The sequence below is a fragment of the Sphingomonas palmae genome (genome assembly GCF_900109565.1).
Lineage (GTDB): Bacteria > Pseudomonadota > Alphaproteobacteria > Sphingomonadales > Sphingomonadaceae > Sphingomonas > Sphingomonas palmae.
In genome coordinates, this window is the sequence record NZ_FNZZ01000008.1 from 98,866 (window position 1) to 112,351 (window position 13,486).

Below are 13,486 nucleotides of genomic sequence, written 5' to 3' on the forward strand. Positions count from 1 at the left end.
GGCACGTCGCTGCCCCGCGCTGGCGTCAGAAGGAGAAGCCTGCCGACAGCTTCACCGTGCGCGGCGGATTGCCGCCTACCGAGTAACCGACCTGCTGGCGGAAGGTACTGCTCAGCGGGCTGTTGTCGAAATCGACGTAGTTGCGGTCGTTCATCACGTTGATGACGTCCAATCGCAGCCGCACGCGCGCCTGGTCGTTGACGAAGCCGATAGGGATGTACTTGGTCACCGCGAGGTCGAGCTGGCGCCGACCCCAGCGGTCGCCGTTACCCTCGGTCAGGCTGCCGACGATGATGCGCTCGAACGGCTGCGACAGGTCGAGGAACGCCTTCTGATACGCCGGCGATTCAATCTGGAACTTGCCCGACAGCGTGACGCCGATCGGCAGGTCGACGCTGCCCGCCGTCACGAACCGGTGCCGCGGCACACCCGAGGAGCGCAATGTCGGGTAATCGTCGAGTGAGGCGTAATCGAGCGAGTAGACCTCGCCGAACTGCCGGTTCTCCTCTGCCTGGGTATAGGTGTAGGTCGCGTCGATGCTCCACGGTGAGGCCGCCGTATAGGGCTTGGTCAGCTTGAAATAGGCCGCGTCCGAGTTGGTCTTGAGCCCGTTGGTGCCCAGAATCAGGTTGCCGTAGCCGTTCGGCGTGAAGCTCCACGGGTTCTGCGGCACGTCGGTCGGATCGGCGGGATTGTTGAAGAAGAACGACCCGTCGGGGCGGCGATTGCCGAGCAGGAAGGCGAAGCCGTCGCGGCTCTGGATGTGGGTGTAGCCGACCTCGAGCTCGAGCGCGGCGAAGCGCCCGCGCAGGCCTAAGCTAAACTGGTCCGAGTACGGCACCTTCAGGTCGTTGTTCATGAAGATCAGCTCGCGCCCACCGCCGACCGCGGTGTTGAGCAGGCTCTGGCGTCCTTCGGCGGTCAGGTAGGCCGGGTTCCACTGGATGCAGGTGGTCGGGTTGGCGACCGGGTCGCACGGGTTCAGCGAATCGTTGCCGATGAAGTTGAACGTCCGCGTCTGGAACGCGCCCTGCGAGAGCTCCTGCTGGAGGAAGTCGAACTGGTTGCGGTCGTACGAGCGGCCGTAGCCACCGAACATCGAGAAGCGACCCGCCTCGTCGAAGCGGTAGGTGAAGCCCAGCCGCGGCTGGAACGCGCCGGTGAACGCCTTCCGCTCACGCCCGGTCGAGATGTAGTCGCTGATCGAGTAGTTCGCGTTCGCGAGATTGGGGTAGTTGGCGGCCGACACCGCGTTCACGATCTCCGCCGGCGTCTGATAATCGAGGTAGCTAGGCGTCCGCTCGTAATCCCAGCGCAAACCGAGGTTGAGCGTCAGACGGTCGGTCACGTCCCAGTCGTCCTGCGCGTAGAGGCCGAGCTGGAAGTTGTTTGACTGGATCAGCGCGTTGCCCGATGCGCCCACCGCGCCGAATTGCAGGCGATAGGGCTGCGTGTCGTTGAAGCCGGTCTGGCTGAACGCGTTGACGTCGTAGGTGTAGAGCGGGTTGGTGAGGTTCTGCTGCAATGAGCGCAGCTTCACGAACTTGGTCTTGAAGCCGACCTTGATCGTGTGACCTTCGAAGCCGGTCCAGGTGAAGTCGTCCTGGACGGTCCAGCCCTTCTGCCCCTTGTCCTGGAAATTGGTGCCGGCGCCGAATTGCAGCAGGTCGGTGCGCACGGTCGACACCGCGCCGTTCGCGCCGGTCGAGCGCTGCGTCGCCTGGAACAGCGTCGCATTGCCGTTGACCGCGGGCTGCGGGCTCCACGACGCGTCCTCGTAGGATACGCGCGCGTCGTTGATCCAGTTATCGGCGGTGTGCTGCCAACGCAGCAGGGCGCGGATGTCCTCGACCTTGTTGAGCGTCGCGCCCGACGGCGCGAGGATGCCGGTGCCGTTCTGCAACCCGCTCTCGTCGCGGTACTTGCCCGATAGCTCGATCAGGTCGCGGTCGGTCGGCACGATGTCGATCTTGCCGAAGTACAGGTCTTCCTTGAACGAGTTGGAGAAGGTGCCGAAATTGTCCTGGTATTGCGACGGCAGCAGCGAGGTCGACAGGCCGTTGCCCGGGCGCACGTCGTACGGGTTGCTCAGCCGCTTGCCTTCGTAGCTGGCGAAGAAATGCATCTTGTCCTTGATGATCGGCCCGCCGAGCGCCCCGCCGAACTGCTTCTGCGTCGTCTCGACCTTGTCGATCAGCGTCGGAAAGATTTCGCTCGGGCGGCGATCGCGCAGGGACTGGTCGGTGTAGTCGAAGAAGCCCTCGCCGTGGAACTCGTTGGTGCCCGACTTGGTAATCGCGGTGATCGCGACCGAGCTGACCTGGTCGAACTCCGCCTTGTAGTTCGACGACAGCACCTGATACTCGCCGATCGCGAGCTGCGGAAACGGGTTGCCCTGCGAGCTGTCCTGGCCGGTAATACCGCTTTTGAGCACGTAATCCTTCTGGCTGACGCCGTCGATGAACACGTTGACGGTGCGGCTGTCCTGCGCACCGCCCTGGATGCGCGAATTGCCGCTCGCATCCTCGAGGAAACGGACACCGGGTGCGAGATCGGCGAAGGCGAGGAAGTTGCGGTTGTTCTGCGGCAGCTGCTCGATCAGCCGCGGCGTGATGTTGATGCCGACCTGTCCGCCCGACAACGAGCGGATGCGGCTGCCGGTCACGATGATGTCGCCGTCGCCCGCGGTCTCCGCGCCGGTCGAGGGCGTGCCCGCGGGCTCGGTGCCGGTCGCGCCACCCGCTTCGGGCTCGGCCGGGGTGGCGGGCGCCGTAGGAGCAGTGCTCAGGTCGAGGTCGAGCCCGGCGGTCTGGCCGACGCGCAGCGTGAAGGCGTCCGACTGGCGCACGCCGTTCTTCTGCCGGATCTCCAACTTGTAGGTGCCTGCGCGCAAGGAGGCGAAATTGTAGCTGCCGTCGGCGCCGGCGGGCACGGTGCGGCGGATGCCGGTCGCAACCTCGACCGCGCTTACCTCCACCACCGGATTGTCGGCCGGCGCGGTGATCGTACCGCGTAAAGATGCCTGACCCACCTGCGCGCTCGCGGTCGTGGGCACCATCACCGCGCCGCCAGCCAGCGCGGTCGCCGCGGCAAAGGCGGCGCGCAACATCGTCTTGTTCATGCTTCTTCCCTGTGTGCCCGGTCTGCCGGGATCGTGTTGATTATCGAACTGGTGGATTGGCGCGCGACGAGGACGGGCACGCGCCGTTCGGACGCGCCGTCATCGTCGCCGGCGATGACCTGGGCGAGCCGCGCAACCGCGCTGCCCCCGAAATCGGCGATGTCGATGCTCAAGGTGGTGAGCGCGGGCGAGATCAAGGCGGCGAGCGGAATGTCGTCGAACCCGGCGATTGCGACCCGCTCGGGGACCGCAACGCCCGCCTCGCGCAGTGCCATCATCGCGCCGATCGCCATCATGTCGTTGGCAGCGAAGATCGCGTCGAACGCCACGCCCTTGGTCAGCAGTGTCGCGACCGCGCGCGTGCCTGATCCCTGGTCGAAGTCGCCGGGCAGGACGCGCAACTCGATACCGGCGCGCGCGCACGCGGTCCGTGCGCCGCGCAGGCGCTCCTCGGCATCGACGTTACCGGCTGGACCCGCGACATGGACAATCGCGCGGCGCCCGCTCGCGATCAGGTGATCGACCATCGCCTCCGCGCCCGCGGCGTTGTCGATCCTGAGCGACGCGCGCGCGTCAGCGGCGCAATTGAGCAGCACGACGGGCATGCCGGTGGGCAGGTGAGGCAGCAGTTCATCGGCGGGCAGGTGCGGCGCCATCAGCACCAGTCCGTCTACGCGACCGCGCATCGACTGGAGCGCCGCGACGCCGCGGGTCGCATCGTCGTGCATCACCATCAGCATCAGGTGCAGCCCGCGCACCCGCGCCTCGCCGTCCATGCCGCGCAGCAGCTCGGAATAGAATTCGCCGTGCAGGTCGGGCAGCACCACGCCGATCGCGCCCGAGCGCGCGAGGCTGAGGTTGCGCGCGCCCGCGTGCGGCACGTAGCCGAGCCGTGCGGCGACCTCCTCGACATGGCGGCGCATCTCGGGACGAACGGTGCCCAGACCGTTCAGCGCGCGCGATACCGACGCGACCGACACGCCGGCTTCGCGCGCGACGTCGCGGATCGTGGCATTCGTGTTCGGCGCACCGCTCAAGCTGCATCCCCTCCAACGAGCGGCGAGCTTCCGGCTCATCCAACCCTTGCTGTAACCGGTTACATCGATCACACGGACGGTTCAACAACCTTGTTTAAAGCTGGGTGCGCGGCGATGACGCGAGACCTTGGGTGAGGAAGAACGAATGACGATGGCGACGATGCCGAGGCGCACGGTGCTGATGGGGGTCGGTATGGCCGCGGCCTGGGCGGCGAGCCCGGCGCGCGCGCTGCTGGCGCAGGCGGCCGCCAGGACGACGACGCTGCCACCCGCGGTCGAGGCGCTGATTGCGCAGATGACGGTCGAGGAAAAGGCGGGGCAGGTGACGTTGATGGCCGCGGCCTGGGCCGGAGGTGCTGCGACCGCGCTCAACCCCGCGGGCGCGGCGTCGAGCTTCGAGGGGCAATTGGCGGAGGTCCGCGCCGGGCGGCTGGGCGGCGTGTTCAACGGCAACGGCGCGGTGATGGCCAGGCGGATGCAGACGGTCGCGATGCGCGAGGCGCGGCTGAAGATCCCGCTGATCTTCGCGGCCGACGTGATTCATGGCTTACGCACCGTCTTTCCCGTGCCGCTCGCCGAGGCCGCCAGCTTCGATCCCGAGCTCGCGCGCCGTACCGCGCGCGCGGCGGGCGCGGAGGCGGCCGCATCGGGGATCGACTGGACCTTCGCACCGATGGTCGATGTCGCGCGCGACGCGCGCTGGGGCCGGGGTGTGGAGGGCGCGGGCGAGGACGTGCTGCTCGGCCGGGTGATGGCGGCCGCGCGCGTGCGCGGGTTCCAGGGCGACCGCGGGCTCGCCGCGCCCGACGCGGTCGCCGCCTGCGCCAAGCATTTCGCCGCCTACGGCGCGGGCGAGGGGGGCCTCGACTACAACAGCGTCGACGTGTCCGAGCGGACGCTGCGCGAGGTCTATTTCCCGCCGTTCGAGAGCGCGTTTGCCGCGGGGGCGCCGACGACGATGGCCTCGTTCAACGAGATCGCCGGCGTCCCCGCGACCGCCAACGAGTGGCTGTTGACCGAGGTTCTGCGCCGCGAATGGGGTTTCGACGGGCTGGTCGTGTCCGATTATACCGGCGACGAGGAGCTGATCGCGCACGGCTTCGCCGCGGACGCGCGCGAGGCGACCAGGCTCGCCTTCATGGCAGGCGTCGACATGAGCATGCAGAGCGCCTTCTACATCAAGCATCTGCCGGGTCTCGTCGCCGCGGGCGAGGTACCGATGGCGCGGCTCGACCAGGCGGTGCGCCGCGTGCTGGCGCTCAAGGTACAGCTCGGGCTATTCGACGATCCTTTCCGCCGCATCGATTCCAAGCGCGAGAAGGCCCGCGTCCGCACGCCCGCGACGCTCGCGCTCGCGCAGGAAGCGGGCGCGCGCTCGATCGTGATGCTCAAGAACGATGGCGTCCTGCCGCTGCCGACGACGGGCAAGAAGATCGCGCTAATCGGCCCGTTCGCGGGTGGGCAGCACGATCTGATCGGGCCGTGGAACGTCTACGGCACCGACGCCGAGGCGGTCGATCTCGAGATGGGCGTGCGCGCGATCGTGCGCGATGCCGCCTCGGTTAGCGTCACCGCGGGCAGCGGCATCGACGACGCGCTACCCGGCGGGATTGATGCCGCGGTCGTCGCGGCGCGCGCGGCCGACGTCGTCGTGCTCGCGATCGGCGAGAGCCAGCGCATGTCCGGCGAGGCGCAGTCGCGCGTCGACGTGGTGGTGCCGGCAGCCCAAGTCGCACTCGCCCAGGCGGTCGCGGCGACGGGCAAGCCGGTCGTCGTGCTGCTGCGCACCGGCCGCGCGCTGGCGCTCACCGAACCGGTGCTGGGCGCGTCGGCGATCCTCGTCACCTGGTTCCTGGGTTCGCGCGACGGCCCCGCGATCGCCGACGTGCTGTTCGGGCGTGTCGGCCCGTCGGCCAGGCTGCCGGTGTCCTTCCCCTACGCGACCGGGCAGGAGCCGTACCATTACGATCACAAGAGCACCGGGCGTCCCAACCCGCCGGGACCACTCGCCGAGTATAAGGCGCATTACCGCGAGTTTCCCAATCAGGCGCGCTTCGCGTTCGGGCACGGGCTGACCTACGGCACGATCGACTATGCCGCGCTCGATCTGGGGTCGGCGCGGATGAGCGCGGACACGCCGCTCGTCGCACGCGCGACGATCCGCAATTCGGGCGCGCGCGCGGCCGAGGAGGTGGTGCAGCTCTACGTCCACGACGTGACCGCCAGCATCACTCAGCCGGTCCGGTTGCTGAAGGCGTTCCAGCGCGTCTCGCTCGCACCCGGCGAGGCGAAGCAGGTCAGCTTCACGCTGCGCCGCGCCGACCTGCTGTTCGTCGGACAGGACCTCAAGCCCGTGGTTGAGCCCGGGCGCTTCCGCGTGTGGATCGCCCCCTCGGCTCAGGCGGACGGCGTGTCGGGCGAGTTCGTGCTCGCCTGACTTGCATCACGGCGGTGCGGGATGGCGACCACCGCCGCCAGCATCGCCGCGACCAGCACGGCGGGGCCGGCGAGCATCAGCCAGCGGATCGCGGCGCTCGCGTCCGGCCCCTGCGGCGCGCCGCTGCGGAAACCCGCATATTGATACACCGCGCCGATTGCGAAGCCGGCGAGCGCCAGCGCGACCTTCTGCGCCAGCGCGAAGGTGCCGAACGCCAGCGCCTCGACCCGCTCGCCGTTCTTGGCCGCCCCCCAGTCGACCGCGTCGGGCAAGAGCGTCCACGCTGCCAGCCACACGCCCGCGAACGCCGCCTGCATCGCCAAGAGGAAGGCTGCGGTAGCGATGCTGCCCGGTGCCGCCAGCGCCAGCACGACAGGTGGCACGAGCGCGAGCGTGCCCGCGACGAGCCACGCTTCGCGCGCGCCGCAATGCCGCGCCACCCACGTCCACGCCGGCACCGCGACGACGCTGACCAGCGCCATCGCGGTCAGCGCGCGCGGGCCTCCCTCGGCGTCGTCCAGCACGTAGCGGAAGAAGTAGAGCACCGACTGTCCCATCACCGCGGCCGCGGCACCGCCCAGCGCAGCCGCGAGATTGAGCGCGATGAAGAACCGGTTGCGCACGAGCAGCGCCAGTGCGTGGAGCGTCGCGGGCGGGGTGGGAGCGCCCGTTTCCGCGCGCGTCTCGGGCACGCGCCACGCGATCACGAGCAGCAGCGGCGTACCGGCGAGCGCCAGCACCGCCGCGGCCGCGGCGTAGCTGCCTGCCGTGGCGACCAGCGCCGGCAGCGCGAACGCGACCAGCGCGCCCGCGGCCGCACCGAACCCCATCCGCCACCCCGCGATCGTCGCGCGCGCCTCGCTCGTTGCCGCCACGCGCGTCGTCCAGGCGGCGTAGGGGATGTTGGTGAAGGCGTAGAGCGTGCGGAACACGATCTGCGCCGCCAGCGCCAACAGCGCGTGCCCCGCCGGCACCGCGAACATCGCGACGAACGCCAGCCCCAGCGGCACCGCGCCGAGGCCGACCAGCCGGCGGTACGCGACCGCCGTTCGCTCCGCGACCGCGCCTGCGCAGAAATCCGCCGCGCCGTCCCATACGGTGCCGACCATGAACACCGTACCCGCGACCGCGGGCGGCAGCTGCAGTGCGTCGATGTAGAAGAACAGCAGGTAGAGGTTGATCGCCTGCCAGTAGAGATTGAACGCAAAATCGCCCGAGCCGAACAGCGCCAGCGTCGACTGTCGGGGATGCTCGCGCGGTGTCACCGCCGCTTCATCGGTCACCGGCACGGCGATGCCAAGGGCGTGTGCTGACCCGGCCTCAGACCTGCCGCATCCCGCCGTCGACGCACAGCTCGGCGCCGGTCACGAAGCTGGCCTCATCGCTGAGGAGAAAGGCGGCAGCCGCGGCTACCTCGTCGACGCGCGCCATGCGCCCCAAGGGAATAGGAGCGATCAGCGCCTGACGCATTTCCTCGGGCACCCCGGCCATCATGTCGGTGTCGGTCGGCCCCGGCGACACCACGTTGACGCGGATACCCTGAGGCGCGAGCTCGGCCGCCCAGCTGCGGGCGTAGGATCGCAGCGCCGCCTTGGTCGCCGCATAGGTGCTATAGGGCGACACCCCCATGACATCGGCGATTGAGCCGATGAGGACGATCGACGCGCCGTTGTTCATCGCGGGCACCGCCGCCTGAACCGCGAACAGCGCGCCGCGCACGTTGACGTCGAAGTGGCGGTCGAAATGCTCCGCCGTTTCCTCCGCGATCGTCGCCGGCTCGGACAAGCCGGCGTTCAGGACCAGCAGGTCGATCCGGCCGTGCAGACGCCTGGCCTCCGCCACTATGCGCGCGAGGTCGGCCGGGGAGGCCGCGTCCGCCGCGATGCCCTGCACCGATGCTCCGATACGCTCAGCCGCTGCGGCGACTTCACCCGCGCGGCGCCCGGTCAGCAACACCGTCGCACCTTCCTGCGACAGCCGGCGCGCGATCGCGAAGCCGATCCCCTTCGCGCCGCCAACCACCAATGCGACCTTGCCCGTCATCCTTGCCATCATTCGTCCTTTCACTGGCGACGGCAAACCAGATATACGAAGCATATCTGCCAACAAGAATGCACCTGGATTAGCCTAGATATGGCCGACGATACCGACCTCCACGCGCTGTCCTGTCAGGCGCTGATGAACGTACCCCGCATCCGGCCTGTGCTCGACAAGATCGCGGACAAATGGACGATCATGATCCTGACGGTACTCTGCCCCGAGCCCGCGCGCTTCAACGAGATCAAGCGGCGACTGGACGGGATCACCCACAAGTCGTTGGCCGACGCGTTGAAGCGGCTGGAACGGGACGGATTGGTCACGCGCACGGTGATCCCGACCACCCCGATCGGCGTCCGCTACACGATCACGCCGCTCGGCCATTCACTGCGCGAGCCATTCGAGGCGCTTTGCTCCTGGGCGCTGAAGCATGAAGCGGCGTTTGCACCCGACAGCGATGGCGACACCGCGTAACGCAGCCTTCCGTCCTGCTGGGACGTCATTTTACATAAGATGTATTATCGACCGATTTGCGTGTAAGCGCTAAGTAGAAATGACACCCCTCTGCTGCGGTGCGACTGCGGCCGAATTTGTCCGGCTCAGGCATGGTGTCATCGCGACCAATCTACTGGTTGCCGCTGGCCCATTGGTGCGTCGCTACTGGTAGGTTGACGCTTCGGGACAGCAATCTGGCGCGTCGCACGCTGCTCTCCGCTGCGACCCCATAGTAGAACAACACCAATCCTGCCGTAGCAAATTACCAGCAACCAAAATTGATAACATAGGTTGATGCGTCCGAAGCGGCTGTGTTGCGTAGCCGTAACGGAATTGATGGTGACGCACGCCCCTATCCCTGCCCGCTCGCCGCGACGTGGCTCGTGTCCGCGTGCGGGACGTGGTGCGTGCGCTCGCCCGGTGGAGGAACAGGCATGAACAAGAACGAACTGCACGGCGGTGCGCGTTATCTGGGCGGCAAGGTCGAGAAGGCGGTCGGCGACGCAGTCAACAGTCGCGAGTGGCAGGTCGACGGGGTCGTCGATCAGGTGGCGGGCGGTGCGGAGAACCTCTACGGCCGCGCGCGCTCGGTTGCCGAGGACGCGATCGACGCCGCACCCGGCTTCGTCGACGAGGCGAAGGAGCGGTTCGACAAGGCGCGCGAGCGGCTGGGCGACGCAGCCGGCGACCGCGCTCGCGACGTTGCCGACCGCGCAACCGAGCGCGCCCGCGACCTCGCCGATCGTGCCGACGACGCGGCCGCGCGCGGCACCCGCAAGGCGAACGCCGCGGTGTCGGACAATCCCGCATCCTGGGCGGTACTCGCGGCAGTCGGCGCCGGCATCGGTGGATACCTGCTCGGCTGGCTGATCCACGGCGATCGCGCCTGAACGCATGGCCTCGTCACTGACTTCCCTGCGCGAGACCGCCGATCTGCGCCACCTGCGCCAGATCATCGCAGGGCTCGACGAGGGCGTGATCCTGATCGATCCCGACCAGACGTTGCTGTGGGCGAACGACGCGGCGCTGAAGATGCACGGCGTGTCCGCGCTCGAGGAGCTGGGGCACGACGTCGACGATTACCGCCGGCGTTTCCAGCTGCGCTACCGCAACAATCGCCGTGTCGCGGCCGACGATTACCCGATCGAGCGCGTGGTGGCGGGCGACAGCTTCTCCGAGGTGGTGGTCGAGGTCACGGTCGCGGGCGAGGAGGAGCCGCGCTGGGTCCATCAGGTGCGCAGCCTGGTGCTGAACGACCGCGACGAGGACGCGCCGACCTGCGTCGTGCTCGTGATCCAGGACGTGACCGCGCAGTACGAGGCGGAGGACCGGTTCGAGCAGTCGTTCAACGCCAATCCCGCACCCGCGGTGATCTGTCGCCTGTCCGACCTGCGCTTCGTCAAGGTGAATGACGGCTTCCTCGAGATGACCGGCTTCGCGCGCGACCATGTGCTCAGCCGCACCGTCTACGACATCGACGTGCTGCGCGACGCCGACCGCCGCGATCTCGCCAAGGCGCGGCTGGCCGAAGGCACGACGATCCCGCAGATGGAGGCGCGGCTCGACCTGGCGGAGGGCGGCAACAAGCTGGTGATCGTCGCCGGGCAGCCGATCGAGCTCAACGATCAACCGTGCATGCTGTTCACCTTCGCCGATCTCGAGCCCCGGCGACAGGCGGAGGAGGCGCTGCGCCACAGCGAGGAGCGCTTCACGCGCACGTTCCAGATGGCGCCGGTCGCAATGGCGATCGGTGCGCGCGACGGGCATCTGCTGTGCGAGATCAACGCCAGCTTCACCCAGCTGACCGGCTATGCCGCTTCCGCGATCATCGGCCGCTCGCTGAGCGAGGTCGGACTGTGGGCGGGCAAGGACACCGGCCGCGAGATCGAGCGCGCGATCGAGGAAGGCAATGGCTTGCGCGGTCACGAGGCGGGGATCGCGACGCGCGAGGGCGGGCATATCGACTGCCTCGTCTCAACCGAGGCGTTCACTTTGAACGGCGACGAGTGCCTGCTGTGGGCATTCCAGGACATCACGCAGCGCAAGGCGACCGAACTCGAACTGGTCGAGGCGATCGAGGCGGTGATGAAGGATACCAGCTGGTTCAGCCGTTCGATTATGGACAAGCTCGCGCGGCTGCGCGCGCCGATGCCCGATGAGCGCGGCGCCTCGCTCGACGACCTGACTCCGCGCGAGCGCGAGGTGCTGGCGCTGATCTGCCGCGGGCTGGACGACAAGAGCATCGCGCGTGCGCTCGGTGTGTCGGGCAACACCGTGCGCAACCACGTCGCGCGCATCTACGCCAAGATCGGCGTCAACCGCCGCACCGCCGCGGCCGCCTGGGCACGCGCGCGCGGGTTCGACGGCGAACGGCTGCTAGCGGAGGCGAACGCGTGAGCGACGACACACCCGACAAACGCGAGAAATCCGCTCCGGTGCGCGAGGCCAAGGGCGCCGCGCAGGAGGCGATCGGCAAGCTGCTCGGCGACGACCAAGCCGTGCGCGACGGGCGCAGTGAGCAACGCGACGCCGCGAAGCAGCAGGACGCCGAGGCGCCGAAGACCGACGCGCGCGACACCGACACCAACAATCCGAAACAAGAACAGGAGTGAATATGGCGACCAATGTAACGGGGGTTCGGGACGATTACGTCGCGACCGACACCGCGCTCACCGCGCGGTTCGCGCGCGTGTCCTGGGGCGCGATCTTCGCCGGCGTCGTGATCGCGATCGCGGTGCAGGTGGTGCTCGGCATCCTCGGCACCGGCATCGGGCTGTCGATGGTCGATCCGACCGAGGGTACGACGCCGGGCGCGGCAGGCTTCGGCATCGGTGCGGGCATCTACTGGCTGATCACCACCGTGATCGCGCTGGGTGCAGGCGGCTATACCGCCGCGCGCGTGTCGGGCGTGACCGACCGCTTCGATGCTTTGGTCCACGGCATGGTCGTCTGGGGCGTGACGCTGATCCTGACGATCTATCTGCTCACCTCCGCGGTCGGCGGGATCATCGGTGGCGCGTTCCGCACCGTCGGCAGCGTCGCGGGCGCGGCGGGTTCGACCGTCGGCGCCGCGGCACGCGTCGCGCCGCAGGCGGCCTCGGTCGCGGGCATCGACCAGAACGACGTGCGCCAGGAAGCGTCCGACTACCTCTCCGACGCGCCCAATGACCCGGCGCAGATGACGCCCGAGCAGGCGCAGAAGGAAGTCGCGAAGGAACTGCCCGCGCTCGCCCGCGGCGGGGCCGACGGCCAGCGTGCCGAGAACCGCATCGTCGACATCGTCGCTGCACAGCGCAAGATCAGCCGCCCCGAGGCGCAGGCGCAGGTGACGCAGGCCAAGCAGCGCTTCGTCCAGACCAAGAACGAGGCGATCCAGACCGCCAAGAAGGCCGCTGATGCTGCCGCGGGCGCGGCGTCGAAGACCTCGTTTATCCTCGTGCTCGCGCTGCTGGTCGGCGCCGGTGCAGCCGCCTTTGGCGCCACGACGGCGACGCGTCGCCGCCTGCGCTGAGTGCCCGCGACGGGGCGCGTACCGGCCCCGTCGCACCTTTGTTAAAGGCGTTGGTGGGGCGGCGTACTGACCCCGTCGCACCTTATCCAAGGAGATTTCCCATGAAGAAGATCATCCTAGCAACCGGACTGACCGCAATGCTGGCGCTCGCCGCGTGCAACACCGTCAACGGCGCGGGCCGCGACCTGAAGTCGGCCGGCGACGCCGTCTCGGGCGCCTCGGGCAAGGACGGCAAGTAACACCATTCCACCGCGCGGGAGGTGCAAGCACCCCCGTTCTCCCCCTCTCGCGGGTCCCCGCCTGCACGGTGGGATCGCGCCCGGATGCCTGTTCACCTGCTCGAACCCGCGTCCGGGCGCGTTTTCATATGTCATGCGGCGTGCGAGCGCTGGAGCAGGACGTTCATCCCCGCACGTGTGATAATACGCGAGCCGCAACACCGCTCTGCGCCTGCAATCGCCGTCCGTAACGCAGCGCCGTCGACGGTGACGACCAGCGCAATTCCCGCACCGTCTTCGCCCGCCGCGAACAGGTCCTGCGTCAGCCCGACCCGCAGCGAGTGTGTGGATAGCGCCGCGATCGCCTGATCGAGTTCGCCCGCGGGCAGGTCAACCAGCCCGGCATTGGCGGCCGCGCGCGCGATACGACGGTAGATGCCGGTTACTCCTTGCCGGGTCAGCAGCATGGTCTCGATCGTGTAGGTCACCAGCAGCGCTGCGCCCTCCGCGTCCTCGTCACCCCAGTGCGGATCGGCGAACTCCTTCGACCGCTGCCGACGTCGGTCGACGCCGACGCGGCGGAACAGCACGCCCTCGGTGATCGCAGCCTCGGCGCGCGGCGACGCGGCG

Annotated in this window: 11 protein-coding genes and 1 pseudogene; 7 read left to right on the forward strand and 5 right to left on the reverse strand. The window is 68.5% G+C overall.

Going from position 1 to position 13,486, the window contains the following annotated elements; all coding sequences use genetic code 11:
• Positions 1–25: 25 nt before the first annotated feature.
• Together BMW51_RS15340 and BMW51_RS15345 are read right to left on the reverse strand one after the other, a co-directional pair.
• Entirely contained in the window at positions 26–3,121 is a 3,096-nt protein-coding gene (locus BMW51_RS15340; RefSeq protein ID WP_245708582.1) for a TonB-dependent receptor, read from the reverse strand.
• Positions 3,118–4,158 (reverse strand): LacI family DNA-binding transcriptional regulator, encoded by a 1,041-nt coding sequence (locus BMW51_RS15345; RefSeq protein WP_093008024.1) that lies wholly within the window; start codon positions 4,156–4,158, stop codon positions 3,118–3,120. Before BMW51_RS15345 ends, BMW51_RS15340 begins: the two co-directional genes overlap by 4 nt.
• A gap of 145 nt (positions 4,159–4,303) precedes the next feature.
• Here BMW51_RS15345 and BMW51_RS15350 point away from each other — a divergent pair, with 145 nt between their 5' ends.
• Positions 4,304–6,595, forward strand: a complete 2,292-nt coding sequence (locus BMW51_RS15350) for a glycoside hydrolase family 3 N-terminal domain-containing protein (protein WP_093008026.1) — start codon at positions 4,304–4,306, stop codon at positions 6,593–6,595.
• On the opposite strand, the gene BMW51_RS15355 is transcribed toward BMW51_RS15350, so the two are convergent.
• Positions 6,556–7,884 (reverse strand): MFS transporter, encoded by a 1,329-nt coding sequence (locus BMW51_RS15355; protein WP_245708583.1) that lies wholly within the window; start codon positions 7,882–7,884, stop codon positions 6,556–6,558. The genes BMW51_RS15350 and BMW51_RS15355 overlap by 40 nt on opposite strands.
• A gap of 31 nt (positions 7,885–7,915) precedes the next feature.
• The gene (locus tag BMW51_RS15360; RefSeq protein WP_093008055.1) at positions 7,916–8,647 is read right to left on the reverse strand and encodes an SDR family NAD(P)-dependent oxidoreductase; all 732 of its coding nucleotides are present in this window, start codon (positions 8,645–8,647) and stop codon (positions 7,916–7,918) included.
• An 81-nt stretch (positions 8,648–8,728) separates the two neighbouring features.
• Between BMW51_RS15360 and BMW51_RS15365 the strand changes: the two genes are divergently transcribed.
• The 6 genes from BMW51_RS15365 to BMW51_RS15390 all read left to right on the forward strand — a co-directional run bounded on the left by BMW51_RS15365 (position 8,729) and on the right by BMW51_RS15390 (position 12,877).
• Positions 8,729–9,106: a winged helix-turn-helix transcriptional regulator gene (locus BMW51_RS15365; RefSeq protein WP_093008028.1), complete on the forward strand. Its 378-nt coding sequence runs from the start codon at positions 8,729–8,731 to the stop codon at positions 9,104–9,106.
• A gap of 455 nt (positions 9,107–9,561) precedes the next feature.
• Complete coding sequence (locus tag BMW51_RS15370) at positions 9,562–10,017, forward strand: CsbD family protein (RefSeq protein WP_093008030.1); 456 nt, start codon at positions 9,562–9,564, stop codon at positions 10,015–10,017.
• A 4-nt stretch (positions 10,018–10,021) separates the two neighbouring features.
• Positions 10,022–11,524 (forward strand): PAS domain S-box protein, encoded by a 1,503-nt coding sequence (locus BMW51_RS15375; RefSeq protein WP_093008032.1) that lies wholly within the window; start codon positions 10,022–10,024, stop codon positions 11,522–11,524.
• Positions 11,521–11,739, forward strand: coding sequence for a hypothetical protein (locus tag BMW51_RS15380; RefSeq protein ID WP_093008034.1), 219 nt, complete (start codon positions 11,521–11,523; stop codon positions 11,737–11,739). Before BMW51_RS15375 ends, BMW51_RS15380 begins: the two co-directional genes overlap by 4 nt.
• A gap of 2 nt (positions 11,740–11,741) precedes the next feature.
• Positions 11,742–12,638 (forward strand): hypothetical protein, encoded by an 897-nt coding sequence (locus BMW51_RS15385; protein WP_245708584.1) that lies wholly within the window; start codon positions 11,742–11,744, stop codon positions 12,636–12,638.
• 101 nt (positions 12,639–12,739) lie between these two features.
• Positions 12,740–12,877 carry an entericidin A/B family lipoprotein gene (locus BMW51_RS15390; RefSeq protein ID WP_093008036.1) on the forward strand — a complete coding sequence of 46 codons (138 nt, stop codon included), beginning with the start codon at positions 12,740–12,742 and terminating at the stop codon, positions 12,875–12,877.
• Between the two features lie 163 nt (positions 12,878–13,040).
• Here BMW51_RS15390 and BMW51_RS15395 read toward each other — a convergent pair.
• Positions 13,041–13,486 (reverse strand): annotated as a pseudogene (locus tag BMW51_RS15395) (integrase); the annotation flags it as partial.

Excerpts from the sequence above, each read along its gene's own strand:
- BMW51_RS15340 (WP_245708582.1), bottom strand. The coding sequence starts at position 3,121 with ATGAACAAGACGATGTTGCGCGCCGCCTTTGCCGCGGCGACCGCGCTG.
- BMW51_RS15350 (WP_093008026.1), top strand. The coding sequence starts at position 4,304 with ATGACGATGGCGACGATGCCGAGGCGCACGGTGCTGATGGGGGTCGGT.
- BMW51_RS15360 (WP_093008055.1), bottom strand. The coding sequence starts at position 8,647 with ATGGCAAGGATGACGGGCAAGGTCGCATTGGTGGTTGGCGGCGCGAAG.
- BMW51_RS15365 (WP_093008028.1), top strand. The coding sequence starts at position 8,729 with ATGGCCGACGATACCGACCTCCACGCGCTGTCCTGTCAGGCGCTGATG.
- BMW51_RS15370 (WP_093008030.1), top strand. The coding sequence starts at position 9,562 with ATGAACAAGAACGAACTGCACGGCGGTGCGCGTTATCTGGGCGGCAAG.
- BMW51_RS15375 (WP_093008032.1), top strand. The coding sequence starts at position 10,022 with ATGGCCTCGTCACTGACTTCCCTGCGCGAGACCGCCGATCTGCGCCAC.
- BMW51_RS15385 (WP_245708584.1), top strand. The coding sequence starts at position 11,742 with ATGGCGACCAATGTAACGGGGGTTCGGGACGATTACGTCGCGACCGAC.
- BMW51_RS15390 (WP_093008036.1), top strand. The coding sequence starts at position 12,740 with ATGAAGAAGATCATCCTAGCAACCGGACTGACCGCAATGCTGGCGCTC.